Origin of the sequence: Shewanella sp. ULN5 (assembly GCF_030731885.1) — a bacterium.
Taxonomy (GTDB): domain Bacteria; phylum Pseudomonadota; class Gammaproteobacteria; order Enterobacterales; family Shewanellaceae; genus Shewanella; species Shewanella holmiensis.
The window spans coordinates 138,459-163,736 of sequence record NZ_JAPJEE010000001.1 but is presented as its reverse complement, the minus strand read 5'-3'; the positions used below and the strand labels follow the sequence as shown (position 1 = coordinate 163,736).

At 40.9% G+C, this 25,278-nt stretch carries 26 protein-coding genes; 23 read left to right on the top strand and 3 right to left on the bottom strand.

Translation table 11 applies throughout. The features are described 5' to 3' along the window. The first annotated feature begins 7 nt into the window (after window positions 1-7). The 23 genes from fliJ (at window position 8) to ORI98_RS00565 (ending at window position 21,085) form a co-directional block, all read left to right on the top strand. Window positions 8-454, top strand: a complete 447-nt coding sequence (gene fliJ, locus ORI98_RS00675) for a flagellar export protein FliJ (protein WP_261298018.1) — start codon at window positions 8-10, stop codon at window positions 452-454. A gap of 176 nt (window positions 455-630) precedes the next feature. Then, entirely contained in the window at window positions 631-2,154 is a 1,524-nt protein-coding gene (locus tag ORI98_RS00670; RefSeq protein WP_306133857.1) for a flagellar hook-length control protein FliK, read from the top strand. Window positions 2,155-2,245: 91 nt separating this feature from the next. Then, window positions 2,246-2,776, top strand: coding sequence for a flagellar basal body-associated protein FliL (gene fliL / locus ORI98_RS00665; RefSeq protein ID WP_306133856.1), 531 nt, complete (start codon window positions 2,246-2,248; stop codon window positions 2,774-2,776). Window positions 2,777-2,803: 27 nt separating this feature from the next. Then, complete coding sequence (fliM, locus tag ORI98_RS00660) at window positions 2,804-3,832, top strand: flagellar motor switch protein FliM (protein WP_261298015.1); 1,029 nt, start codon at window positions 2,804-2,806, stop codon at window positions 3,830-3,832. 9 nt (window positions 3,833-3,841) lie between these two features. Further along, entirely contained in the window at window positions 3,842-4,225 is a 384-nt protein-coding gene (gene fliN, locus ORI98_RS00655; RefSeq protein ID WP_188841123.1) for a flagellar motor switch protein FliN, read from the top strand. A 107-nt stretch (window positions 4,226-4,332) separates the two neighbouring features. Beyond that, window positions 4,333-4,737 (top strand): flagellar biosynthetic protein FliO, encoded by a 405-nt coding sequence (fliO, locus tag ORI98_RS00650; protein WP_306133855.1) that lies wholly within the window; start codon window positions 4,333-4,335, stop codon window positions 4,735-4,737. Beyond that, window positions 4,730-5,488: a flagellar type III secretion system pore protein FliP gene (gene fliP, locus ORI98_RS00645; RefSeq protein ID WP_261298013.1), complete on the top strand. Its 759-nt coding sequence runs from the start codon at window positions 4,730-4,732 to the stop codon at window positions 5,486-5,488. The genes fliO and fliP overlap by 8 nt, the downstream gene beginning before the upstream one ends. Before the next feature lie 8 nt (window positions 5,489-5,496). Further along, window positions 5,497-5,766, top strand: coding sequence for a flagellar biosynthesis protein FliQ (gene fliQ, locus ORI98_RS00640; protein ID WP_188841125.1), 270 nt, complete (start codon window positions 5,497-5,499; stop codon window positions 5,764-5,766). A gap of 4 nt (window positions 5,767-5,770) precedes the next feature. Beyond that, window positions 5,771-6,574, top strand: coding sequence for a flagellar biosynthetic protein FliR (fliR, locus tag ORI98_RS00635; RefSeq protein ID WP_261298011.1), 804 nt, complete (start codon window positions 5,771-5,773; stop codon window positions 6,572-6,574). 11 nt (window positions 6,575-6,585) lie between these two features. Further along, window positions 6,586-7,719, top strand: coding sequence for a flagellar biosynthesis protein FlhB (gene flhB, locus ORI98_RS00630; protein ID WP_261298010.1), 1,134 nt, complete (start codon window positions 6,586-6,588; stop codon window positions 7,717-7,719). 86 nt (window positions 7,720-7,805) lie between these two features. Further along, complete coding sequence (gene flhA / locus ORI98_RS00625) at window positions 7,806-9,905, top strand: flagellar biosynthesis protein FlhA (protein ID WP_261298009.1); 2,100 nt, start codon at window positions 7,806-7,808, stop codon at window positions 9,903-9,905. Window positions 9,906-9,933: 28 nt separating this feature from the next. Beyond that, window positions 9,934-11,325: a flagellar biosynthesis protein FlhF gene (flhF, locus tag ORI98_RS00620; protein ID WP_261298008.1), complete on the top strand. Its 1,392-nt coding sequence runs from the start codon at window positions 9,934-9,936 to the stop codon at window positions 11,323-11,325. Window positions 11,326-11,329: 4 nt separating this feature from the next. Next, on the top strand, window positions 11,330-12,211 hold the full coding sequence (locus ORI98_RS00615) for a MinD/ParA family protein (RefSeq protein WP_229778273.1): 882 nt from the start codon (window positions 11,330-11,332) through the stop codon (window positions 12,209-12,211). Beyond that, a complete protein-coding gene (locus ORI98_RS00610; protein ID WP_261298007.1) occupies window positions 12,204-12,926 on the top strand; it encodes an RNA polymerase sigma factor FliA in 723 nt (240 codons plus the stop codon). The genes ORI98_RS00615 and ORI98_RS00610 overlap by 8 nt, the downstream gene beginning before the upstream one ends. Before the next feature lie 43 nt (window positions 12,927-12,969). Beyond that, window positions 12,970-13,353, top strand: a complete 384-nt coding sequence (gene cheY, locus ORI98_RS00605; RefSeq protein ID WP_007649667.1) for a chemotaxis response regulator CheY — start codon at window positions 12,970-12,972, stop codon at window positions 13,351-13,353. A gap of 14 nt (window positions 13,354-13,367) precedes the next feature. Beyond that, complete coding sequence (locus tag ORI98_RS00600; protein WP_261298006.1) at window positions 13,368-14,105, top strand: protein phosphatase CheZ; 738 nt, start codon at window positions 13,368-13,370, stop codon at window positions 14,103-14,105. 15 nt (window positions 14,106-14,120) lie between these two features. Beyond that, window positions 14,121-16,346 carry a chemotaxis protein CheA gene (locus tag ORI98_RS00595; RefSeq protein WP_306133854.1) on the top strand — a complete coding sequence of 742 codons (2,226 nt, stop codon included), beginning with the start codon at window positions 14,121-14,123 and terminating at the stop codon, window positions 16,344-16,346. A gap of 24 nt (window positions 16,347-16,370) precedes the next feature. Then, on the top strand, window positions 16,371-17,567 hold the full coding sequence (locus ORI98_RS00590) for a chemotaxis response regulator protein-glutamate methylesterase (RefSeq protein WP_306133853.1): 1,197 nt from the start codon (window positions 16,371-16,373) through the stop codon (window positions 17,565-17,567). A 64-nt stretch (window positions 17,568-17,631) separates the two neighbouring features. Continuing rightward, on the top strand, window positions 17,632-18,069 hold the full coding sequence (locus tag ORI98_RS00585; protein ID WP_371931104.1) for a membrane anchored protein in chemotaxis locus: 438 nt from the start codon (window positions 17,632-17,634) through the stop codon (window positions 18,067-18,069). Between the two features lie 49 nt (window positions 18,070-18,118). Then, the gene (locus ORI98_RS00580) at window positions 18,119-18,913 is read left to right on the top strand and encodes a ParA family protein (protein ID WP_261298002.1); all 795 of its coding nucleotides are present in this window, start codon (window positions 18,119-18,121) and stop codon (window positions 18,911-18,913) included. Further along, window positions 18,897-20,114, top strand: a complete 1,218-nt coding sequence (locus tag ORI98_RS00575) for a chemotaxis protein CheW (RefSeq protein ID WP_306133851.1) — start codon at window positions 18,897-18,899, stop codon at window positions 20,112-20,114. Before ORI98_RS00580 ends, ORI98_RS00575 begins: the two co-directional genes overlap by 17 nt. A 2-nt stretch (window positions 20,115-20,116) precedes the next feature. Continuing rightward, window positions 20,117-20,611 (top strand): chemotaxis protein CheW, encoded by a 495-nt coding sequence (locus tag ORI98_RS00570; protein WP_188841137.1) that lies wholly within the window; start codon window positions 20,117-20,119, stop codon window positions 20,609-20,611. 75 nt (window positions 20,612-20,686) lie between these two features. Then, window positions 20,687-21,085 (top strand): DUF2802 domain-containing protein, encoded by a 399-nt coding sequence (locus tag ORI98_RS00565; protein ID WP_261298000.1) that lies wholly within the window; start codon window positions 20,687-20,689, stop codon window positions 21,083-21,085. Window positions 21,086-21,288: 203 nt separating this feature from the next. On the opposite strand, the gene ORI98_RS00560 is transcribed toward ORI98_RS00565, so the two are convergent. The 3 genes from ORI98_RS00560 to ORI98_RS00550 all read right to left on the bottom strand — a co-directional run bounded on the left by ORI98_RS00560 (window position 21,289) and on the right by ORI98_RS00550 (window position 25,206). Next, window positions 21,289-22,626, bottom strand: a complete 1,338-nt coding sequence (locus ORI98_RS00560; RefSeq protein WP_306133850.1) for an RsmB/NOP family class I SAM-dependent RNA methyltransferase — start codon at window positions 22,624-22,626, stop codon at window positions 21,289-21,291. A gap of 108 nt (window positions 22,627-22,734) precedes the next feature. After that, window positions 22,735-23,052, bottom strand: a complete 318-nt coding sequence (locus tag ORI98_RS00555) for an EscU/YscU/HrcU family type III secretion system export apparatus switch protein (protein ID WP_306133849.1) — start codon at window positions 23,050-23,052, stop codon at window positions 22,735-22,737. An 18-nt stretch (window positions 23,053-23,070) separates the two neighbouring features. Next, complete coding sequence (locus tag ORI98_RS00550; protein WP_306133848.1) at window positions 23,071-25,206, bottom strand: hypothetical protein; 2,136 nt, start codon at window positions 25,204-25,206, stop codon at window positions 23,071-23,073. Window positions 25,207-25,278: the final 72 nt, after the last annotated feature.

Genomic DNA, 25,278 nt, shown 5'->3' with positions numbered 1-25,278 from the left:
AAAAAACATGGCAAGTGATCCGTTAATCATCGTCCTTAAATTAGCGACAGAAGCAGAAGAGCAAGCTGCAATGCAGCTTAAATCTGCTCAGTTTGAAAAACAAAAAAGACAAGGCCAATTAGATGCTTTAAATAATTACCGCCTTGATTACATGAAACAAATGAAAGGACAACAAGGTCAAAGCCTAAGTGCCAATCAATATCATCAATTCCATCAATTTATTAAGCAAGTCGATAACGCCATTATTCAGCAGGTGGCTGCAGTTCAAGATGCAGAGCAACAAGTAGGATACCGTCAAACTCATTGGTTGGAGAAACAGCAAAAACGCAAAGCCATTGAGATGTTACTCACGCAAAAAGCTCAAAAAGCTCAAATTGCAGAATCCAGACGCGAACAAAAAATGTCGGATGAATTTGCCATGCAACAATATATTCGCCAACGCCGAGACAAATAACGGTTTAATTCTCAAAAAATAATTGGCATCCATTTTGCTTCATACTCGTTATATTAAAATTAATCGTCAGTGAAGTGACGTTTTTCATTTTAGTTTATTGTGTTTTTATACTAAAAAACCGTATATGGAAATGATGATTAATTTATTCTTTAGGTTGAGTTTGCGGAGCATATAATATGCAACAGATGAGCAATATCCTTTTAGCGGGTAACGGTACAAATAAGTCCTCGCAAGTAAAAGATACAATGCAAGTGTCTGATAATCAGTCATTCCTTTCTGTCTTTAATCAAGCTAACCAAACATCATCATTTAAAAATGCCGATTTAGCTGATACTAAAAAAACATCAGAGTTATCAGGCATCATGAGTACTGAAGTCGACTTGTCAGAGCCTATTGATGAAGGAGATGTTGCTCTCATTTTTGCTCAGCTTGATATGGCGCTGTCATTTGACAAGGTAAAAACAGACGGAAAAATTTTGCCGCATGACGATATTGCATCGAATGAAGACCAGGTGATGTTAGATGAAAGCGTCTTTGACTCAACAATTTTACCTATATTCGATGAGGCATTTGCCGAAGATACTCAAGCGGTAGAGGCTATATCAGGCAGTGAAATGATAACTGATGAATTATTTGTCGAAACAATTCATGCCCCTTTACCGGAAGAGTTAAATGCTGCTTATTTAACTTCTTTACCAGCTTCTAAAATGGAACAGCTTAAGACGTTTGCATCGTTAACAGAAGCAGAGCTCGCTTCGTTATCACATGGTGATTTAGCTAAAATAGTCGATGACTTTAACTTACAGTCTCCTGTTCTTGATGATTCTATTCTTGATTTGGTTGATGTGGACTTGGTTGATGCAGACAAAGCAATCCAAGTTGCTCAGGTAACCACAGGGTTTACTACAGTAAAAGATGTCAGCAAAGAGTCGGCTGACAAGTTTGCAAAACAAAGTCAATCAGCCATCGCCGCATCTACAAGTGGCGATAAGGCGAATATTTTAGGTACAGAAACTGATTTATCGGGCAATGGCGCGACTCCTTCATTAGATGCCAGTAATAAAACTCAACTTTCGGTTGAGCTTATTAAACCTAATGCTGTAGCTGCAGGTGCTTCTTCAGCAACACTTGATAAAGCCCTAATCTTTGATGGTTTATCTACCGTTGAAGAAAGTGTTGATACAAAGGCTTTGCAAAATCAAAGTAGCTTTACTCCCATTCATAAAAGTGATGTCCCTCAGTTTCAATTAGCGTTAAAACAACATGGCGAGTCTCAAGTGCAAATGCAGGAGATGATCCAGCGTTTTTCTCCCGTAATGAAACAGCAATTAATTACCATGGTGAGCAATGGCATCCAGCAGGCTGAGATACGTTTAGATCCTCCTGAGCTAGGCCATTTAATGGTCAAGATTCAGGTTCATGGTGATCAAACACAAGTGCAGTTCCATGTTGCTCAAACTCAAACCAGAGATTTAATTGAGCAGGCTATTCCGCGCTTAAGGGAAATGTTAGCTCAAGAGGGATTACAACTTGCGGATAGTCAGGTTTCTCAAGGTGGTGGGGGGCGTGATGGCCAATCACAAGAATCATCTCAAGGCACAAGCCAACAACATGATTTGGATGAAAATTCAGCATTAGAGCATACAATGTTTCAAAATCATTCAGAGAGTTTGCAATCAGGTATAGATTATTACGCTTAAGTCGGTAACCTATAGAGATATTATTATGTATTCGGTTAATACTAAATATAATTAACCTCTGTTATGTCGCTCAAGCGTGTTAGGAAGTGTAATGGCTGAAGAATTAGAACTTAATGAAACAAATGCGGAACCTAAAAAGGGAAATAAATTAATTCTTTTTGGCGGTATTGGCATTGTTGTCGCAATCCTTATAGGTGTTGGAGCATGGTTTTTTCTCGGTTCTGACGACCAAACTGTCGCAGCTGATTCCAGTGACTCTGCTGCAGGTTCTTCGGAACAAATGGAGTCTAAGACTTCAGGACTTGAAGCTAATTATGTTGGAATGCCAAGGCCTTTTTTGTTCAATTTGCCTGGGGTTGACCGAGCACGTTTAGTTGAAATTAAAGTACAGTTAATGGTTCGTGGAACGGATGATGAAACGACGGTCAAAAAACACATCCCATTAATAGAAGATGCTTTATTAACCACATTTAGTGGTGCCGATGTGCAGAAATTAAGCACGCAAGCGGGCAAAGATGAAATGCGGCAATTAGCCCTGTTAAGCGTGCAAAACACATTACAATCCGTAACCGGTAAAACCGTGGTTGAAAAAGTGTTGTTTACCGGTTTTGTAATGCAGTAATCCTGACTGGATAGTTAAGGTGATGATGTGAGTGATTTATTAAGCCAAGACGAAATTGATGCGCTTCTTCATGGGGTTGATGATGTTGATGAAGACGACATAGATGACGGTGGAAATGATGCGAGGTCGTATGACTTTTCATCTCAAGACCGGATCGTCCGTGGCCGTATGCCTACGTTGGAAATTGTCAATGAGCGTTTTGCGCGTCATTTGCGGATCAGTATGTTCAATATGATGCGTCGTGCCGCTGAAGTGTCAATTAATGGCGTTCAAATGTTAAAGTTTGGCGAGTACGTGCACACACTTTTCGTGCCTACTAGCTTAAATATGGTGCGTTTTAGTCCATTAAAAGGCACCGCGCTAATTACCATGGAAGCTCGATTGGTGTTTATATTAGTGGACAACTTTTTCGGTGGTGATGGTCGTTTCCATGCCAAAATTGAAGGTCGAGAATTCACCCCAACAGAACGCCGCATTGTTCAGTTACTATTAAAAATTATTTTTGAAGATTATAAAGATGCTTGGGCTCCTGTAATGGATGTCGAGTTTGAATATTTGGATTCAGAAGTTAACCCCGCGATGGCTAACATCGTCAGTCCTACGGAAGTGGTTGTGATTAACTCTTTCCATATTGAGGTCGATGGTGGTGGCGGTGATTTTCACATCACCTTACCTTATTCCATGATAGAACCTATCCGTGAGCTGCTGGATGCGGGCGTACAAAGTGATAAACAAGATACAGATATGCGTTGGTCTCAGGCTTTACGAGATGAAATCATGGATGTGCAAGTCGGCTTTGACGCTAATATTATTGAACATGAGTTAAAGCTTCGCGATGTAATGGATTTTAAAGCGGGTGATATTATCCCTATTGAATTGCCTGAACACATTATGATGCGCATTGAAGATTTACCAACATACCGTTGTAAACTGGGGAAATCTCGCGATAATTTAGCGCTTAAAATTAGTGAAAAAATACCACGACCAGAAACGGTTAAGTCAGAATTACAATTGGTAACACGCAAAGGTAAGTCGCGTGATATTTCAGATTTATAAGGTGAAGTGATGAGTACTGAAGATACTGGTGATGATTGGGCCGCAGCCATGGCAGAGCAAGCTATTGAAGAGGCTCAGCAAGTTGAACTTGATGAATTAGTTGATGATTCTAAGCCTATTTCGAAAGAAGATGCGGCAAAATTAGATTCTATTCTTGATATTCCAGTGACGATTTCAATGGAAGTCGGGCGCAGTTTTATTAGCATCCGCAATTTGTTGCAACTTAACCAAGGTTCGGTAGTTGAATTAGACCGCGTCGCAGGTGAACCATTGGATGTGATGGTCAATGGTACTTTGATTGCCCATGGTGAAGTGGTTGTCGTCAATGATAAGTTTGGTATTCGACTCACAGATGTCATTAGCCAAACAGAGCGGATTAAGAAACTCAAATAAGATCAGTTTGTTGCTTTATTGATCTGTATTTAACGACAACCACTAAACTGTTTTATGCCTCAGATTGTTGCTAAAACATTTAGTGGTGTCTGGTTCAAGGATTAATTGTGTCATATCTTACGGTTCTTTTATCTAACGCAGCAGTCGCTATTGAAGAAACAACGGCTTCACAAGTTGTTTCGTCTGGCAGTAATAGCACAAGTTATGTGTCTACATTAGCCAACATGTTAGGTGGATTAATCGTTGTTATCGCGTTAATCTTTTTACTAGCCTACATAGTCAAAAGGCTTAATCTTGTTCCGAGTCAAAATGCAGTAATTAAAACGATTGCAATGACGCAAGTTGGACAAAAAGAAAAGTTGATGGTAGTTGAAATTAATCAACAACAATACCTCCTAGGCGTGACGCCACATCAAATAAATCTACTCGATAAATTAGCTCAACCGATTGAAGAATCAAACCACTCATTTGCGAAAAATTTACAACAAGCTAAGGAAAGACATCATGAGTAAAGGGTTGCAAGGTCTATTCTGGGGCTTTATTGCCGCAGCCTTTATTTGGTCTTCAGGTGCGGCGGCTCAAGATGGGATTTTACCTGCATTAACGGTCACAACCGGTGCCGATGGTGCTACCGAATACTCAGTGACAATGCAGATTTTGCTGTTAATGACGGCAATGAGTTTTATTCCTGCAATGGTCATTATGTTGACGTCTTTTACCCGAATTATTGTGGTGTTATCTATTCTTCGTCAGGCATTGGGGCTACAACAAACGCCATCGAATCAGGTATTGATTGGCATCAGTATGTTCATGACTTTTTTTATCATGGCGCCCGTGTTTGATAAAATTTATGCTGAAGCGGTTGAACCGTACATGAATGAGTCGATGACGTTAAATCAAGCCTATGATGTGGGTAAAGAGCCGATAAAAGCGTTTATGTTATCTCAGGTTAGAACCACAGACTTAACAACTTTTATTGAAATATCAGGCTATAAAGACATTAAATCGCCTGAACAAGCGCCAATGAGCGTCATTATTCCCGCCTTTATTACCAGTGAATTAAAAACTGCATTTCAAATTGGTTTCATGTTGTTCGTGCCATTTTTGGTGTTAGATTTGGTGGTAGCGAGTATTTTGATGGCAATGGGTATGATGATGCTATCGCCAATGATTGTGTCATTGCCCTTTAAGATAATGCTATTTGTATTGGTTGATGGTTGGAGTTTAGTTATGGGAACCTTAGCCAATAGCTTTGGGATATAGGAGGGGATATGTCTCCTGAGTCCTTAATTGATATTTTTCGAGAAGCGCTGTCTATTATTGTATTGATTGTATCGGCCATCATTTTACCTGGCTTAGCGATTGGTTTAGTGGTCGCTGTGTTCCAAGCTGCCACCTCTATTAACGAACAAACCTTAAGTTTTTTACCTCGATTATTAGTTACCTTGTTTGCGCTGATGTTTTTAGGGCACTGGCTGGTACAAACAATGGTCGATTTCTTTCTGGAAATGGTTAATCTTATTCCCGTAGTGATAGGTTAAGTTAATGGACATTTTGTTTGATGAAATCAGTCAGACAATTGCCATGTATCTATGGCCGCTTTTTCGTATTTCTGCGATGTTAATGACCATGACGGTTTTTGGCGCGAATACCACTCCATCACGTGTTAGATTAATGCTGTCCGTCGCTTTTACTTTTGCAATCGTACCCGTGCTTCCTCCTGTTGAAAACGTTGAATTATTTGCACTGAGCTCAGTATTTATTACCTTACAGCAAATTTTGATAGGCACTGCCATGGGCTTTGTCAGTTTGATGATGATGCAAACGTTTGTGTTAACTGGTCAAATTATTGGTATGCAAACCAGTTTAGGTTTTGCGTCTATGGTTGATCCCGGCTCGGGTGAACAGACGCCAGTTGTCAGTAATACATTCTTGTTACTTGCAACATTAATTTTTTTGGCTGTGGATGGGCATTTATTGATGTTTCGTATGATGGTGGCCAGTTTTGAAACTATTCCCGTTTCAAACCAAGGCATTAATATATCCACTTATAGAAGTTTGGCTGAGTGGGGCGGTTATATGTTTGGCGCAGCACTCACTATGTCAATTTCAGCCATCGTGGCTTTGTTATTAATTAACTTGTCTTTTGGCGTAATGACTCGGGCATCACCCCAATTAAATATTTTCTCTATTGGTTTTCCTGTCACTATGGTCAGTGGCTTGTTGATTCTATGGTTAACTTTGGGGCCAATTATGGCTCACTTTGATGAGGTGTGGTTGGCTGCGCAATTATTGATGTGTGATATTTTACAACTGCAATGTCAAATTGATGGTGATGTGACTTTTTAAGGATGCTGTAAATGTCAGAAGCTGATAGTGGTCAAGAACGCACAGAGCAGCCCACCAGTAAGCGCCTTGAACAGGCGCGTGAAAAAGGTCAGGTTGCTCGCTCTAAAGAGTTAGGCACTGCTGCTGTATTGCTTGCTGCATCGGTTGGTTTTGCCATAACAGGACCGGCGATTGCCACAAGTTTATACAATATGATGAAACAAATTTTTACCATGGAACGGGCTCAAATCTTTGATACTAACTCTATGTATCGAGTGTGGGGAGTTGTTGGTAATGAGCTTGCGTGGTCATTATTTAGCTTTATTGCCTTATTAGCCTTGGTGTCATTTTTAGGTAATATTGTGCTAGGAGGCATGTCTTTTTCAGTCAAAGCCTTCATGCCTAAAGGCAGTAAAATGAACCCTATGAATGGCTTTAAGCGCATGTTTGGTACTCAAGCTTTGGTTGAATTAACCAAAGGTATTGCCAAGTTTTCTGTGGTTGCAGTGGCAGCTTATTTATTACTAGATATCTATTTTTACGATATTTTAACCCTTTCAAGCGATCATCTTCCCGGTAATGTCTACCATGCATTAGATTTGCTGGTATGGATGTTTATTGTATTGTGTTCTTCTATGTTGTTAATTGTTGTGATTGATGTGCCTTTTCAAATTTGGAATCACAACAAACAGCTCAAAATGACCAAACAAGAAATTAAAGATGAATATAAAGACTCAGAAGGTCAGCCGGAAATCAAAGGTCGAGTAAGGCAAATGCAGCGTGAAATCGCTCAGCGAAGAATGATGGCCGAAGTTCCTAATGCAGATGTTATTGTGGTAAACCCTGAGCATTATGCCGTAGCGGTGAAATATGATGTTAGCCGTTCATCTGCGCCATTTTTGATTGCTAAAGGTGTTGATGATGTTGCGTTTAAAATTCGTGAGATAGCCCGTGAACATGATGTTGCCATTGTTTCAGCTCCGCCATTAGCGCGAGCGATATATCACACAACTAAAGTAGATCAGCAAGTACCAGAGGGCTTATTTACGGCAGTCGCTCAAGTGCTAGCCTATGTATTTCAATTAAAACAATATCAAAAAGGTAAAGGGCGTCGGCCAACTCCTGTGCCGCTAAAACAACCTATTCCAGATGATTTAAAACACTAATACTTTCTGATGTTATACGGATTGGCTTAGTTCTTGCTTTTACTGTTTGAACGTGTCAAAAACTCATCAGTAAAAGGCCTTCGTTAATGGATGCAAAAGCAGCTTTAGGGCAATTCAAACAAATTAGACTATCCACTTTTAAGGGCATAGGTACGCCGTTATTAGTGTTGGCTGCTCTCGGAATGGTCGTTTTACCTATTCCGCCATTCTTATTGGACATCTTGTTTTCATTTAATATTGCCCTCGCGTTAGTGGTTCTTTTAGTGGCGATTTATACCGACAGACCCCTCGATTTTGCTGCATTCCCAACCGTATTACTTGTTGCAACCTTATTAAGATTAGCCTTAAACGTGGCCTCGACCCGTGTGGTATTACTTGAAGGACACAATGGCGCAGACGCTGCAGGTAAAGTGATTGAAGCGTTTGGTTCAGTGGTAATTGGTGGCAATTATGCCGTTGGTTTAGTGGTGTTTTTAATTCTAATTATTATTAACTTTGCAGTAGTAACCAAAGGTGCAGGACGGATATCAGAAGTCAGCGCGCGTTTCACGTTAGATGCTATGCCAGGTAAACAAATGGCCATTGATGCCGATTTGAACGCGGGTATTTTAAATCAAGAACAAGCAAGAGTTCGCCGAGAGGAAGTGACGCGTGAAGCGGACTTCTATGGGGCGATGGACGGTGCGTCAAAGTTTGTAAAAGGTGATGCAGTCGCGGGTATTATGATTCTAGTTATCAACATACTAGGCGGCTTTATGATTGGTATGGTTCAACATGGGCTTGATTTTTCAAGTGCGGTTGAAATTTATACCTTACTGACAATTGGTGATGGCTTGGTGGCACAAATACCAGGCTTATTACTCTCCATTGCAGCGGCCTTAATGGTTACTCGTCAAAATGAGTCTGGTGATATGGGCCAGATGATGATGAGCCAAATGTTTGACAATCCAAAGTCATTATCTATCGCAGCCGGTTTGTTATTTGTGATGGGTATTGTACCAGGTATGCCTCACGTTGCTTTTTTAAGTTTTGCTGCAATTACAGCTGGCGCAGCCTATTTTGTGCATAAGCGAATTAAAGATAAGAAGGCACAGGCATTAGAGTTAGTGAAGAAAGGTCCGGTTGATGTTAAAGATAAAGAGCCTAAAGAACTGAGCTGGGATGATGTGCGCCACGTTGATACTATCGGGTTAGAAGTCGGCTATAGACTGATCCCCTTGGTTGATAAAGGTCAAGGTGGTGAATTGTTAAGCAGAATTAAAGGTGTACGTAAAAAATTATCCCAGGAACTTGGATTTTTAGTGCCAGCGGTACATATTCGTGACAATCTAGACCTTTCACCTAATTCATACCGAATTCAGTTGATGGGTGTCGTGGTAGGCGAAGCCGAGGTGAGACACGACTGCGAGCTCGCCATTAATCCTGGACAGGTTTACGGCAAATTAGATGGTATTGAAACAACCGACCCCGCATTTGGTTTGGAAGCCGTCTGGATTGCACCTGAGCAGCGCGAGCATGCACAAACGCTAGGCTATACGGTGGTTGACACCGCAACAGTGGTAGCAACGCATATTAGCCAACTTTTGAGTAATAATGCGGCCAAGCTATTAGGATACGAAGAAGTCCAGCAGCTAATGGATATGTTAGCCAAGCAATCACCTAAACTAGTTGATGGCTTTATCCCAGACATTATGTCATTAGGTAATGTGGTCAAGGTTATGCAAAATCTACTGAATGAAGGTGTGTCAGTAAGGGATTTACGCACTATTGTGCAAACATTATTAGAGTACGGCACTAAGAGCAATGATACCGAAGTGTTGACCGCTGCAGTCCGTATCGCGTTAAAACGCATGATAGTCCAAGAAATATCAGGTCCAGAATTAGAGATCCCAGTCATTACTTTGGCGCCAGAGTTGGAACAGATGTTGCATAAGTCTATGCAGGCGACAGGAGGCGAAGGTCCAAATATTGAACCAGGCCTCGCAGAACGTATGCAGCAGTCATTGTTAGATGCTTCACAGAAGCAAGAAATGGTCGGTCAACCAGCCATTTTATTGACATCAGGTATGCTACGTTCCACCCTGTCAAGATTTGTTAAATACACTATTCCAAATTTACGGGTGATTTCATATCAAGAAATCCCAGATGAGAAACAGATACGCATTGTTTCAGCCGTCGGCCAATAGTGATAACGTCAGATAAAAGAGGTGCGTAGTGAAAATTAAACGATTTTTTGCCAAAGATATGCGTGCAGCATTAGCGCAAGTAAAAGAAACCCTTGGCTCTGACGCTGTGATTATGTCTAACAAAAAAGTAGCCGGTGGAATTGAGATTGTTGCTGCCGTTGATTACGATGAACCTAAAGCGAATGTCGCCATGAAAGCGCCGTCATCTGGTTATATGGATTTACGTGAAGATAAAGTTTCACTGGCAACAAAGCCAGCTATAAAAGCCCAAACTAAAGTAAGCCCTCCACCAGTGGCTGATTCTTTGCAAGCGTTATTAGAAAAGCAGCAAAGTCGTTTGAGTCAACAGGCTCCTTCTAAACAAATTGACCCTGAACTACCAGAATGGGCTCGTCAATTACAGGGCGCTACGGCGGAGTCAAAGCCTGCGAAGCCTCAATACCAACAAGCTGCATTTGATAAACCAGTTAAAAATAATAAAGTTAATTCAGCTGAAGTAGAGGCGCTGCGTGAAGAAATGGCATCATTACGTAACTTACTGACCCATCAAGTTTCTTCATTAATGAATGATCAAAAAAAGCGTAAAGATCCTGTGGGTGCTATGCTTGAAAGTAAGTTGCTTGCAGCTGAATTTTCAGCACCTGTCGCAGCAAGACTTTCATCGCTTAGTCAGCATTATAACCCCGCTGAATTAGTGAGATCATTACCCCAAAGTTTAGCTAATTTATTAGATAATCAGGGTGATGATATTGTTAAACGTGGCGGTGTCGTTGCTTTCGTTGGGCCAACAGGTGTTGGTAAAACAACGTCATTGGCTAAAATTGCAGCGCGTTTTGCTGCGCATCACGGCGCAGATCAAGTTGCATTGATTACAACTGACCATTATCGCATTGGCGCCTTTGAGCAATTGGCAACTTATGGCAAAATAATGGGATGTCCGGTAAAGCAAGCACATGATCTTGCAGAACTAGAACAAATTTTATATCAATTTAGAAATCGTAAATTGGTTTTGATAGATACCGCTGGAATGGGACAACGTGACATGCGTCTTTATCAACAACTTGATAATTTGACAGCAAACAGTAGGATCCCTATTCGCAGTTATTTGGTGATGTCAGCCACCGGACAGCGTAGAGTGTTACAAGATGCGGTTAATCACTTTAAGCGTATTCCTTTAGCCGGTGCGATATTAACTAAATTGGATGAATCGGTATCAATTGCAGGAGCATTGAGCGTTCTTATCCAAAATGAGTTACCATTAAGCTATGTGACTGATGGCCAACGTGTTCCTGAGGACATGAAAGTAGCAGATACCTTAGCGCTGGCTAAGCAAGCTTTGGCCGCACTGAACGAAACCGAACAACAAACGTCTCAAGACACAACCGCATGGTCTAATGAAATGGCTTATGCATTCGAGTAAGAATATGACCCGTGATCAAGCAAGTGGTTTACGTATGATGAATCAACCAAATAACGAAAAAGTTAAAGTAATTGCCGTATCCGGTGGTAAAGGTGGGGTAGGGAAAACCAGTGTGTCAATTAACACTGCCGTTGCCTTAGCTGAAAAAGGGAAACGTGTTTTAGTACTAGATGCGGATCTTGGTTTAGCTAATGTCGATGTGATGCTTGGCATTCGTGCCGAGAAAAACTTATCTCATGTTTTATCTGGCGATGCCGAATTAGACGATATTATTGTACGTGGTCCCAAAGGGGTCGGTATTGTGCCTGCAACATCTGGCACTCAAGCAATGGTAGAGTTAACTCAAGCACAGCATGCTGGATTAATTAGAGCATTCAGTGAGATGCGTACTCAATTCGATATTTTAATTGTCGATACAGCAGCTGGTATCTCTGATATGGTTCTGAGTTTCTCACGGGCATCTCAAGACGTATTGATTGTGGTGTGTGATGAGCCAACGTCTATTACTGATGCTTACGCGCTGATTAAAATATTAAGCCGTGAGCACGGTGTTTTCCATTTTAAAATTGTGGCGAATATGGTGCGTAGTTTACGTGAAGGAATGGAATTGTTTGCTAAACTGAGTAAGGTTACAGATAGATTTTTAGATGTTGCCTTAGAACTTGTTGCAACAGTGCCATTTGATGAGAACCTACGTAAGTCAGTTCGTAAGCAAAAATTAGTTGTTGAGGCTTATCCTAAGTCACCTGCAGCCATTGCATACCATGGTTTAGCAAATAAAATAATGAGTTGGCCTGTACCACAGCAACCAGGTGGTCATTTAGAGTTTTTTGTTGAACGTTTAGTTCAGCGTAAAGAAAAACAAGAGGATAGAGTGAGTGAATAAAGCCGCTGCGTATACTCAGTTCGATAATAAAACATCCGTTGTTGAACAGTATGCACCGCTGGTAAAAAGAATTGCACACCACATGTTGGCAAGATTACCTGCTTCTGTTCAGTTAGATGACTTGTTACAGTCTGGTATGATTGGCTTACTTGAAGCATCATCAAAATTCGATGGTAGTAAAGGCGCTAAGTTTGAAACCTTTGCAGGTATTAGAATTCGCGGTGCCATGATTGATGAAATTCGGCGTGGGGACTGGGTTCCTCGTTCTGTTCATCGCAATAACCGCCGTGTTGCTCAGGTGATTGATGAGTTAGAACAATCACTCGGGCGTGATGCTCGTGACACAGAAATTGCAGAAAAACTTGATATGTCGCTCAATGAGTACCATCATATTTTAAATGATGTTTCTGTTGGGAAAATCATAGGCATAGAAGATTTGGGTGTTTCGCAAGATGTGCTTGTCACAGAAGATGAAACACCGGATGAAAATTTTGACGCATTAGCCGAAACGCAATTTAAGTCGGCACTGGTGGAAGCAATTAAAACCTTACCAGAAAGAGATGCATTAGTACTTTCGCTGTATTATGACGAAGCGTTAAACTTAAAAGAAATTGGTGCAATTCTTGAAGTAAGCGAATCTAGGGTTAGCCAGATATTAAGTCAGGCGATGCTAAGATTAAAAGGCAAGCTCAAGCATTGGACACAACAACAATAATTATTAATTTGAGCACTAGAGTATCAGCTCACCGGAGGAAACCTTGGACAAGAATATGAAGATTCTTATTGTTGACGACTTTTCAACAATGAGACGTATCATCAAGAACTTGTTGCGAGACTTGGGGTTCAATAATACCCAAGAAGCAGATGACGGCTCAACAGCCCTACCTATGTTACAAAAAGGCGATTTTGATTTCGTCGTAACAGACTGGAACATGCCTGGTATGCAAGGGATTGACTTGCTTAAGGCTATCCGTGCTGACGACTCGTTAAAACATTTACCCGTATTAATGGTAACCGCCGAAGCGAAGCGTGAGCAGATTATTGCTGCCGCTCAAGCAGGTGTGAATGGTTATGTCGTAAAACCATTTACAGCGGCTACTCTTAAAGAGAAGTTAGACAAAATCTTCGAACGTCTCGCTTAAGCAAAGGATAAGTTATGCAGCCAACAATCTCGGGATTAATTACTCTCGAACAGGCACAGCAACTTGTCGAACTGCTTAAAGCGGGGGAGCAAGACCAAGCTGATGAAGTTGTTAGAGAGCTAGCTACACCATTACAGCGTGAATTATTTGAAGAGGTGGGGAAGTTAACCCGCCAACTTCATAGTGCTCTTCAAGACTTCCAATTAGATAATCGTTTATCTGAATTAGCGAACACCGAAATTCCAGATGCGAAAGAGCGATTAAACTACGTTATTGATATGACAGAACAAGCTGCAAATAAAACTATGGATGCAGTTGAAGAATGTCTACCTTTGGCCGATACAATAATTAGCAACATACAGTCAGTTACTCCTATGTGGGATAAATTGATGCGTCGTGACATAGAATTGGGTGAGTTCAAAACCCTGTGCCATGATGTTCAACAATTTATGTTACACAGTGAGCATGATTCAAACCGTTTGCGGCAATTACTGAATGAAATACTGATGGCACAAGATTTCCAAGACTTAACCGGACAAATGATCCGTAGAGTCATCGACTTAGTTCGTGAAGTTGAAAATAATCTTGTCTCAATGTTAACGGTATTTGGTGATTACAAACCTCACTCGGAACCTGTTGAAAAAGATAATAAAATAGAGGCAGAGGGCCCAATTATGCACGCCGAGTTGCGTGATGACGTGGTAGCTGGTCAAGATGAAGTTGATGATTTGCTATCAAGTCTGGGTTTCTAATTAGGAGTCAATTGAATGTCATTTGATGTTGATGAAGAGATACTCCAGGACTTTTTAATAGAAGCTGGCGAGATTTTAGAGCTTCTACAAGAGCAGTTAGTCGCACTTGAAAATAATCCTGATGACAGTGATTTGTTAAACGCAATTTTCCGAGGTTTCCACACGGTAAAAGGCGGGGCAGGTTTTTTAAGTTTAACGCCAATGGTAGATGTCTGTCATGAAGCTGAAAATACCTTCGATTTGCTCCGAACGGGCAAGCGCGGTGTTAATTCTGAATTGATGGATATAATTTTACAAGCCGTTGATGCGATCAACACTATGTTTGCGCAAACACAACAAGGGGAACAACAAGACCCTGTTGAGCCAGCATTGCTTGATAAATTAAAGCTATTAAGTTCTGGTGCACCTTTGCCTTCTGAGTTAAATGGCGCTGCTGAAGAGCCCGCTGAAGAAATCATTGAAGAACTTGTCGAAGAAGTCTCTCATCAAGTTGAATACATTGAAGATGTTGTTAGCGATAACAGTATTGATGAAATTAACGATTCAGAATTCGAAGCTTTATTAGATGCACTTCATGGCCAAGGCAAAAGTCCAACGACTACCACTCCATCAACACCAAGTCCAGCTCCTGTAACATCGGAACCCGTAGCTATTGGTGCCGATGAAATATCCGATGATGAGTTTGAAGCTTTACTTGATGAACTTCATGGCTCAGGTAAATTTAAAGCGGAAGCGGAAGCGGAAGCAGTTAAACCCTCTCCTGCAGCTATTGTTGACTCCCCTGCACAATTAGTTGATTCAGATGACATCACAGATGATGAATTTGAAAAGCTACTTGATGAATTACATGGTAAAGGGACGGCGCCAACTAAATCTGTTGAGGCAGTAACTCCTGCTGCGACCGTTAAATCGCCAGCTGCCGAAAAGGTCGTTCCTACACCACAAGCTAAATCGGTAGCACCACCTCAGCCCAAAGCATCTGCTCCTGCTCCAGTCGCGAAGCCTGCTGAGGTTATCGCTAAGGATAAAGCGCCTGCCAAAGCGGCATCTTCTGTGCCTCAAGGTGAGACGACTGTCCGTGTCGATACGGCAAGACTTGATCAAATCATGAATATGGTTGGTGAGTTAGTATTAGTGCGAAATCGCCTAGTCAGTCTTGGTATTACCCGTGAAGATGAGGAAATGTCTAAGGCATTAGCTAACTTAGACTTAGTCACGGCAGACCTACAAGGCGCTGTGATGAAAACCCGTATGCAGCCAATTAAGAAAGTCTTTGGACGTTTCCCAAGGGTTGTTCGTGATTTAGCGCGTACATTAAATAAAGAAATTGATTTAGTCATGATTGGTGAAGAAACCGATCTTGATAAGAATTTAGTAGAGGCATTAGCCGACCCGTTAGTCCATTTAGTGCGCAACTCGGTTGATCACGGCATCGAAATGCCAATCACTCGTGAAGCAAATGGTAAGTCCCGAACCGGTACTATTACACTATCAGCGAGCCAAGAAGGTGATCACATCCTGCTTAAAATTGAGGATGATGGCGCGGGTATGGATCCGCAAAAACTGAAAGAAATTGCAATATCACGTGGTGTGCTTGACGAAGATGCCGCCGCGAGAATGTCAGATACTGAAGCTTACAATCTTATTTTTGCTCCTGGTTTTTCAACGAAAGTTGAGATCTCTGACATTTCAGGTCGTGGAGTGGGAATGGATGTGGTTAAAACCCGTATTACCCAACTCAACGGCACCGTTCATATTGATTCAATGAAAGGTAAAGGCACAGTCTTAGAGATTAAAGTGCCGCTGACATTAGCGATCATGCCAACATTGATGGTGGATGTGTCTAAGCAAGTGTTTGCGTTACCTCTTTCTAGTGTGAATGAGATTTTCCATCTTGATTTAACCAAAACAAATATTGTAGATGGTCAATTAACTGTCATTTTCCGTAATAAAGCGGTGCCATTATTCTATTTAGAGCATTGGTTACACCGTAATAAAACCAAGTTTAAGCACGGTGATAAAAAGCATGGGCATGTCGTTATCGTGCAGTTAGGCACAACGCAAATAGGATTTGTGGTTGATGCGTTAATTGGACAAGAAGAGGTGGTGATTAAACCTCTAGGAAGTATGCTACAAGGAACACCTGGTATGGCGGGAGCGACCATTACTTCTGATGGTGGTATTGCACTGATTCTAGATGTACCTGGTTTATTAAAACATTACGCCAAAAATAAGAAATAAAAGTTCCATTATTTAAGGAATGAAATGGCTATAAAAGTATTAGTTGTTGACGACTCAAGCTTTTTTCGACGTCGAGTCAGTGAAATTGTTAATCAAGATCCTGAACTCGAAGTTGTTGGTGTTGCCGTCAATGGCGAAGAAGCTGTCAAAATGGCCGCTACATTAAACCCGCAAGTTATTACAATGGATATCGAAATGCCTGTAATGGATGGGATTAGTGCTGTGCGTGCTATTATGGCAAGCAATCCTATCCCTATTTTGATGTTTTCATCATTAACCCATGATGGTGCCAAATCTACATTAGACGCCCTTGAAGCGGGCGCTTTAGATTTTTTACCAAAACGATTTGAAGATATTGCGACTAACAAAGATGAAGCAATAAGTTTATTGCAACAACGTATTAAGGCGTTAGGACGAAGAAGAGTCTATCGTCCTATCTCCAGAATGAGTTCAAGTACGCCATCTTCGACAGCTAGAACATCTACTTCAGTTAGTTCAAATTTTGGTTCACAAGCTCAGCCCTCTAGTTTGTCGAGACCTTTAACGTCCAGAAAAAGTTTGACAGAAAGCACTGACAGACATGTATCTGCATCTGTTAATGTGGGAATTCAACAATCGTCAGCCCCGACTAGAGCTAGCGGTAAATCTTATAAGCTATTGCTAATAGGAACATCCACTGGCGGTCCGGTTGCGTTACAAAAAGTATTAACACAGTTTCCTGATAATTATCCTCATCCTATTTTGCTGATCCAGCATATGCCTGCGGCATTTACGCCAGCTTTTGCTGCTCGCTTAGACAGTTTGTGTAAAATCAGTGTCAAAGAAGCCGTTAATGGTGATGTATTAAAGCCTGGATGTGCTTATTTGGCCCCCGGTGGAATGCAAATGCTCGTTGAAAAAGCGGGCATGGCAGGTCGATTGAAAGTATTGGCCGGGAACAGCGACATGAATTACAAGCCGAGTGTTGATATCACCTTTGCCTCAGCATCTAAAGCTTATGGTGGTGATATTTTAGCGGTTGTATTAACCGGCATGGGCGCAGATGGGCGAGAGGGTGCAAGAATGCTCAAAACTGCCGGCGCGAATATTTGGGCTCAGGACGAAGCCAGCTGTGTTGTTTATGGTATGCCTCAAGCTGTGGCTGCTGCTGGAATATCAAGTCATTCCATTAGCTTAGAAAATATGGCCGAGGCCATTTTAAAAGAAACCGCTCGTGGCTAGCTTCGTTGGTGTTAAATTTAATAGAGGCAGTGTCGGTATTAACTTGATACTGTTTTTATTGTTAATGGCTGTTGTTGTATTTTCTAGTTTATACATTGATGTTTTAAAAAAAAATGATTTATTAAAGGCTGACATCAAAAGATTAGAATCATCACAGGTGCTATTAATGGTGCCTGATGAACAGGCCGCTGACATTGCTAATTGGCTTACCCAGCATCCGGAACAAACAGAGACTATTATTGAGTTTGCTGGGCGAGACAAGCAAAGTGTCGATGATAAAATTGATATTGATAATGCGCCGAAAAGTGTTTTGCTTAGTCCGCAACCACATGTTGATAATCTAGCAGAGACAAACATACAAAGCCCTGACAATACATCTGAAAAAATATCAGAAGATGTGCTAGTTTCTGAAAATGAACACGGTGTTAAAGTTATCCGTTTACCCCATGGTGGCATTCGGGTGACAACACGAGAGTTACCTCAAAAAAATGAGTCGCAATAAAAAGTAAACTCAATATTACACTTATCATTGCTGACCGAGGGATGGATATTTGAAAGTTTGGACCGTAGCAAATCAAAAAGGTGGGGTGGGTAAAACTACCACCGTGGCAAGTTTGGCCGGTGCTTTTGTTAAGCGAGGTCAGCGTGTTTTGATGATCGACACTGACCCTCACGCATCTCTTGGTTATTATTTAGGCATTGATTCAGAAGAAGTGCCTGGTTCGCTTTACGATGTGTTTGTTAACCACAAATCATTAACTCAAGAATTTATTAAGCAATATATTTTGCCCACTCAAATTGAAGGGCTTGACCTTATTCCTGCAACTATGGCGTTAGCAACACTAGACCGTGCCCTAGGTCACCAAGAAGGCATGGGATTAGTACTGCGTAACCTATTAGTGTTATTAGAAGACTGTTACGATGTGGCAATTATTGATTGTCCACCCGTGCTAGGGGTGTTAATGGTCAATGCATTGGCGGCTAGTCAGCATATTATTATTCCTGTTCAAACTGAATTTCTAGCTATCAAAGGGCTAGATAGAATGATAAAGACGATGGAGCTGATGGGACGGTCAAAAAAAACACGTTACAGTTACAGTGTTGTTCCGACTATGTATGACAAACGAACCAAAGCATCTCCAATCGCATTAGCTTACATGCAAGAAAAATATAATAAGAACCTGTGGCCTGATAATGTTATTCCTGTAGACACAAAATTCAGAGATGCCAGTTTAGCTCACTTACCTGCGTCTCATTATTCGCCCTCAAGTCGAGGTGTCAAAGCATACAGTTTATTATTAGATTATCTTGAAACGCAGGAGTTCGCACATGTCAAAATCGGTTGATGAAACTGTTTTTGATTATTTTGCCTTGCTTCTCAAAGAGCCAGCTGAGGACACTGTCGAGAAATCGCCAATTGTGCAATCTAATTTAAAGACGCAAGGTACAGTTGCACCTAAAACTGATGCCTCAACGCCATTAGTGACAAAAAAGTCTGCACAAGACATTCCTTTCAATATTGAAGCTGAACCCTCAAAAGCGATTGAGGATTCGATTAAATCAATATCTTTTGAAGCAAATGAAATCAGTAAACATGTTGTTCAAGATAAAAGAATTCCGTCATCAGAGCATTCTGTTACATCGACGCCAGCCAGCTTGTATCAACCAATAACCAAACCTTCATCTGAGCGAAGCTTTGCCAATCCGATTGAAAATATAAATAAACAAGCGTTGGAGAAACTGCTATCTGCGGTATCAAAACCAGAGCCCCAAGCTGCTATCGAGGCTCAACCAAAGCCGCTAATGACAGCAGTTGAAATAAAGGCAAGTGCAGATAAAGTCAGGCAAGCCTTAGGGCTTGCAACCGATGTGGCGGTTAATAAAGCATCTGTCACTTCGGCTTTAACGCAAAAAAATGCAGTTGCAGATAAAGAAATCAAACCGTTAGTCGATATAAAGTTAGCAGAAACAACCCCAAGCCCGATAAATAAGGCTATTATTAATGATGAAGAACAATCTGACGTCGTAGCTCAGACTCAGTTGGGTGCAACGCCGCCTAGTATTACTGAAAACCTTCAGCAGGTTCTTGATGAAGAGTTTCAAGTGTTGTTTTTCAAAGTTGCAGGACTCACACTCGCAGTACCATTGGTAAGTTTAGGTGGCATAGTGAAGGTTGAGCGTATTAACCATTTAATTGGTCGACCAAAATGGTTTTTAGGAGTTCAGCCTCACAGAGAAGAAAAAATTAACGTTGTGGATACATGTGCATGGGTTATGCCTGAGAAGTATTCACCACAGATGGCAGAGTCTATAGATTATCAATATCTTGTGATGTTGGAAGACAGTCGATGGGGACTGGCTTGTGAATCATTAGTCAATGCTGTAAAAATTGATAAATCACACGTCAATTGGCGTGAAAAGCCCGGCAAGCGTCCATGGCTTGCAGGAGTAGTAAAACAACAAATGTGTGGCATATTGCATGTACAAGCGTTAATTGACATGCTTGATGCAGGTTTAGGTTGTCAGGATTCGATTGACCGAGGTTAACTATGAGTGATTCTAGAAGTGTAGCAGCTGTCGCTGCAGGTTCAGACGATGCAGTATTACAGTGGGTTACATTTAAATTAGATAATGAAACCTATGGTATTAATGTAATGCAAGTGCAAGAAGTATTGCGTTACACGGAAATCGCGCCTGTGCCGGGTGCGCCTAATTATGTATTAGGAATTATCAATCTTCGTGGCAATGTTGTTACGGTTATTGATACCCGATCACGATTTGGTCTCCAATCTGCTGATGTCGATGATTCAACGCGTATTGTAATCATTGAAGCGGAAAAACAAGTCATTGGTATTTTAGTCGATAGCGTGGCTGAGGTCGTTTATTTACGTCGTTCAGAAATTGATAATGCACCGAATGTTGGTACTGAAGAAAGTGCTAAATTTATTCAAGGCGTGAGTAATCGTGATAATGAATTATTGATCTTGGTAGATCTAGATAAGTTATTATCCGATGACGAATGGGCTGAATTAAGCGATATTTAACGACATTTTCAGTGACAAAGCGCCAGCTCATTCAGTATGCTGGCTTTTTTGTTATTGTTTTTTTGAGAATGAAGCATGGGTAATGAATATTTAATTGCAGCCTTAGTGTATGTTATTTCGAGTGTTGGATTAATGTTCTACTTGCAAAAGCAATCCAGTAGATTGAGAGGTAGGGTAGAAGCGTTGACGCTACTTGTTAAAGAAAGCGACCGTCAAAGAGAGGCTGTAAAAAGAGAACTCAATGAACTTCGAAGCGGTACCATCGGCATGGGTCGTAAGCTGATTGAAATTGAAAAAAAACTCACTGCTCAATCTGAATTAATTGAAGAAAGTAGCCAGCAAGATCCACAAGCTAAGTTGTATTCTAGAGCCGTGAAAATGATTGCTTTAGGTGCAGATATCGAAGAGCTGATGCGGGAATGTGAATTACCCAAAGCTGAGGTTGAGCTTTTATTGCGTTTACATAAGAAGTAATGTTCCCCCCCTGTAAACCAATGCCATTACAACTGTAATGGCATTTTTGTAAGGTAAGTTTAATATTTAAACTTACCTTAAAAATCATCTCAGACAATTATCACTAAAAATCAATCTTCAAAAATCATGGTGAAAAGAGGTTTGCGTTCAATATTGTCTAACCATTGAAATCAAACCCTAGATGTCTTTCAACGCTTTTATAATCAACATTTACGACGCATTTTGACAACGAACATACCATCAGTGTCTGCTTGTTGTGGCCACACCGTAAGCATTGTAGTTGATTCTCCAGTGAAAGGATGCGTAAGACATTCAAGTTCAAATTGTGTATTGGCTTTCAAAAAAGCGTTTACGACAGATTGATTTTCAATTTCGGTTAATGAACATGTTGCGTAAAGCAATGCTCCGCCCATTTTTACCGCTTCAGCGCTGCGTTTTAAAATATCTAATTGTAGTTCAGGCTTTTCCGTAATCGCACTGACATCATCAATCCAGCGCATATCAGGATTTCTTCTCCAGGTGCCAGTACAACTGCAAGGCGCATCGACTAAAACGCCATCAAAGTAATCGGCTTTTACCGGAAGTAACTCCGTCTTCCAAGGGGTAATACTGATATGTTTAAAATGTGCTCTTTTGGCGCGTTTTAACAATTCATTAAGCGCGTTAGTGCGAATATCTGATGCAATAATATTCCCTTCAATGCCTGCCTGTTGCATTAATGATAATAATTGTAGACTCTTGCCTCCAGCACCAGAACATGCATCCCACCATTCACTGTTCGCTTGTGGAGCACACATTTGGCCAATAACCTGTGAAGCCAGATCTTGTATTTCTAAATATCCCTCAGTATATGCCGCGACTTGGTTTAGATTGATGCTGTTATGACCCAGATTAATCGTATCATCGAAAAATTCAGAGCCACTTGCTTCTACGTTATCCCGTGATAATTTTTGTAATACCACATGTCTCGACGCTTGCTGTGCTCTAGCCCAAATGGGAGGACGGGTACTCATTGCTTGAATGAATAATTGTTTTTCAACCTCCGACTCAATTATGCAATGTTGCCAAAACCAATCCGGTAATAATTGGTCTATGCTTGTTGTGTGAATATTTGAAAACTGTTGAAAAGCCAAAAGCTTATCGCTAACACTTTCAGATGTTGGTACCGGAAGAGGTGTTAACACTTCACAGTGCTGACTAAAGGCAAGCCAGCCGTCACGAATATCACCCCATGGGTGGTTTTCAAGTTGTGCCGCACTGGCTAGCATACTGAAAAAAATGTCTTCTTGTTTATGGTTGCCAAGTTGCTGTATCCAGCCCCACCAACGAAATAAACCAAATAAGCTCTCTCTGATGACACGGCGATCTTTAGAACCGTGTTTTTTATGTTCTCTAAAGTAGTTTGCTATGACACGATCAGCGGGCTGTTTAGTGCTAAGTACACTGTCAAATAAATTAAAAATCGTATTGGCATAGCTAATGGCACGTTTTTCGGCGCCAGTATTGGCTACTTTGCTGATGGGCAATAGAGAGTCATTCATGAATATTTGATGTCATTACTTAAGATGATTAGAGCAAACAGTTTATCATGTTGGACATCGATTTGACTATGTTGCTAATTGTGCTGCCATAGAAGCTTTAATTGCGGTTTACACTTCAGTCAAAATGCGTTTATGCAAGTTATTCCATTGCTCAGGAAATTTACCTTCAAGCATGTAAACAAAAGCAATCAATTCAGCAATCAACAGATACAGTTCTTTAGGGACTTCTTCGCCAACTTCTAGCAATTGAAGAAATTCTGCCAAATGAGGATCTTGATGAATATGCACTCCTGCATCTTTAGCGAGAGATATAATTTCTTCAGCAATCATATCTTTGCCTGATGCGGTAACTTTGGGAGCACTTTTTCCATCAAAACTCAGTGCAACAGCCTGTTTTATTTTCGCTGGAGAATCATTATCTTGCATATTTATTTCTCAAGTCCGTTATGCTCGTGTTTTTACTAAAAAGTGATCGCCGGGTAATAAGGTTGCGGGAATACTCGCTATTTGGGTTGAAAACTCACCAGGTGTAAATCCAATTTGACTTATTTTTTGTGATAACTCTGAATTAAAACGGGTTATTTTATCTAATAAATACTGATTATTGCCTTTAAACTTTAGATCCAATACTTGATCTTTTTTATGTGCTTGTATTAACACTGCACCCTCAGATAAGTTAAATTTTAGCTGTAAACGCCAGTTTGTTGGTTTGTCAGCATCATTATTGTCTTCCTTTTGAAAATGCCCTTCAAATTGCTCATTTCGTTGATTTAGCGAATAAGGGAGTGAGAAGTACCAGTTTAAAGCTTGTTCATTTCCACTGCTGGCTTGTTGATATAATTGAAAACTGCTAGCTAATTGACTCATGCTGTCTAGCGTACCAGCCTTTTCGAGTAAGCCAAGTAGACTGCCTAATCCACTGGTATGCTTGCCCGTTAATCGTTGCAGTAACTGTAAATGGTTTTGCAGTTTATCGCTGATTTGCTTGCCTGAATTCTGAGCTCTTACGCCTAACATTAATTGAAATAAGGTAGTAATGGCTCCGCCAGAAAACAATTGTGCCTGCGTTGGCGTATGGCTTTGAACAAGGTTTAAACTCGTAATACTGTGTAACTCACCTAGCAAATGCGTCGGCTCTGTCAGCGTAGTCAAAGGTTGTGGCGCAAGTTGTGGTAGTAATTTCAGCAGTTCTAACGCCAAGTTTTGAGGTTGTTGAATATTTTTTTGTATCATCAGTGGCATCGCTCCCGCTTTTGATAATGCTTTTTGCAGCACCTCCATTGGGGCTAAGTTTTCTTTATGCGTATTTGCCACAGATGACTTTGAGTTTTCGACTACCACTCCTGCAGAAACATGCTCTAAACCTTTAGTGAGGTTTTTTACTGACTCAGTTGTTAAGGCTGGCCCTTTGAGAGATCCTGCAATATCTTGAGCCATTTTGTGAGCCACAGAAACATCAATTTTTTGCTTAGGTATTGTATCTGAACCCGAAATCGATTTGGCCTCCGCATTCGTTATCGATGAAGGTGACAGCTTTTGCTGATTGTCCGCAGAACCCGTTAAGCTTGGCGTTTTTTTAGTGACGGATGACTCAGTTGCTATCAATGATGTTTCAAGCTTTTTAAATAACAAATTCAGTACTTGAGAGGGTTCTGGTTTACTTATCACAATCGATTCTTGCTTAGCATTGGCAAGCGCATCTGGCATTAATGTCGAAGGAGTTAAATTAACTTTAATTTCGGCTTGAATTGGGGTTAATGTTAATACGAGACGCTGATCTACCTTTATAATATTGGCTAAATATTGCCCTTTCGTTAGGTTGACATTGTCCAGCTTGATCGTCGGTCCATCAACAAACGTCAACTGATGCTTATTAATAGCTGCATTGGGTAGCGGATACCCCTGTGGACGAGAGGCCAGTTGTGATAATTGAGCGGTAGAAACCCCATTTTGTGTGGCAAGGGCTGTGAGTGATGCTGGTAATTTGATTTGAATGGCTTGAGCCAGTAATACCAATGGGCTTTGTAAGAGTTGATTTTGTGTTAATGCAGGTTTTGGTGCTGAAACATTTGGCATTGAGTGAGGCGAGTTCGTCTCTAAAGATAATTTTTGTAAACTGATTGCTTTTACAGCATCTGCCGTAATCATTATTTTGTTTGTTGTCTGCAATAATTTTTGTAATTCAGCGGTCAAATTAAGCTGGTATTGCTGGTTTGCAATAGTGACATTTACCGTCTGTGATGGTGTCGTGCCAGTTTGAGTTGTGTTTACTTGTACTGGTTGCAGATTGTTTGTCGCGATTAATGATTTATCACTGACGGTTATTACCTTTGTTGATGTTTGCCCAACCACTGCGTTTGGGGCTGGTGCAGATGTTACTCTATCAGCAGAAGAGGCTGCGACTGAAGAGCTACTTGCGCTTGTATTGGCATGGGGCTGAACGTTTTCAGTAACCGGTTTACTGGGAGATAAATTTTGGATTTGGTTAGCTGAACCAGTAACCTTGTTTGTAAGTTCTGGTTTACCCGCGTCTTTACCTGCTGGTGAAGATGATTGCACTGTAACGTTTGGCGCCTGCATGTTATGGCCTTAAATGTTCCCTGTTTGTAAAATATTAAGCTAAAAGTTAACCTATTATTACAATTTTGATTT

What these genes read in the sequence shown, in the direction of transcription:
- fliJ (WP_261298018.1), top strand. Translation starts at nt 8, where the DNA reads ATGGCAAGTGATCCGTTAATCATCGTCCTTAAATTAGCGACAGAAGCA.
- fliR (WP_261298011.1), top strand. Translation starts at nt 5,771, where the DNA reads ATGGACATTTTGTTTGATGAAATCAGTCAGACAATTGCCATGTATCTA.
- flhB (WP_261298010.1), top strand. Translation starts at nt 6,586, where the DNA reads ATGTCAGAAGCTGATAGTGGTCAAGAACGCACAGAGCAGCCCACCAGT.
- ORI98_RS00600 (WP_261298006.1), top strand. Translation starts at nt 13,368, where the DNA reads ATGCAGCCAACAATCTCGGGATTAATTACTCTCGAACAGGCACAGCAA.
- fliQ (WP_188841125.1), top strand. Translation starts at nt 5,497, where the DNA reads ATGTCTCCTGAGTCCTTAATTGATATTTTTCGAGAAGCGCTGTCTATT.
- ORI98_RS00555 (WP_306133849.1), bottom strand. Translation starts at nt 23,052, where the DNA reads ATGCAAGATAATGATTCTCCAGCGAAAATAAAACAGGCTGTTGCACTG.
- ORI98_RS00565 (WP_261298000.1), top strand. Translation starts at nt 20,687, where the DNA reads ATGGGTAATGAATATTTAATTGCAGCCTTAGTGTATGTTATTTCGAGT.
- fliN (WP_188841123.1), top strand. Translation starts at nt 3,842, where the DNA reads ATGAGTACTGAAGATACTGGTGATGATTGGGCCGCAGCCATGGCAGAG.
- ORI98_RS00595 (WP_306133854.1), top strand. Translation starts at nt 14,121, where the DNA reads ATGTCATTTGATGTTGATGAAGAGATACTCCAGGACTTTTTAATAGAA.
- flhA (WP_261298009.1), top strand. Translation starts at nt 7,806, where the DNA reads ATGGATGCAAAAGCAGCTTTAGGGCAATTCAAACAAATTAGACTATCC.
- ORI98_RS00570 (WP_188841137.1), top strand. Translation starts at nt 20,117, where the DNA reads ATGAGTGATTCTAGAAGTGTAGCAGCTGTCGCTGCAGGTTCAGACGAT.
- ORI98_RS00670 (WP_306133857.1), top strand. Translation starts at nt 631, where the DNA reads ATGCAACAGATGAGCAATATCCTTTTAGCGGGTAACGGTACAAATAAG.
- ORI98_RS00590 (WP_306133853.1), top strand. Translation starts at nt 16,371, where the DNA reads ATGGCTATAAAAGTATTAGTTGTTGACGACTCAAGCTTTTTTCGACGT.
- ORI98_RS00615 (WP_229778273.1), top strand. Translation starts at nt 11,330, where the DNA reads ATGACCCGTGATCAAGCAAGTGGTTTACGTATGATGAATCAACCAAAT.
- ORI98_RS00575 (WP_306133851.1), top strand. Translation starts at nt 18,897, where the DNA reads ATGTCAAAATCGGTTGATGAAACTGTTTTTGATTATTTTGCCTTGCTT.
- fliP (WP_261298013.1), top strand. Translation starts at nt 4,730, where the DNA reads ATGAGTAAAGGGTTGCAAGGTCTATTCTGGGGCTTTATTGCCGCAGCC.
- fliL (WP_306133856.1), top strand. Translation starts at nt 2,246, where the DNA reads ATGGCTGAAGAATTAGAACTTAATGAAACAAATGCGGAACCTAAAAAG.
- ORI98_RS00560 (WP_306133850.1), bottom strand. Translation starts at nt 22,626, where the DNA reads ATGAATGACTCTCTATTGCCCATCAGCAAAGTAGCCAATACTGGCGCC.
- ORI98_RS00550 (WP_306133848.1), bottom strand. Translation starts at nt 25,206, where the DNA reads ATGCAGGCGCCAAACGTTACAGTGCAATCATCTTCACCAGCAGGTAAA.
- ORI98_RS00585 (WP_371931104.1), top strand. Translation starts at nt 17,632, where the DNA reads ATGGCTGTTGTTGTATTTTCTAGTTTATACATTGATGTTTTAAAAAAA.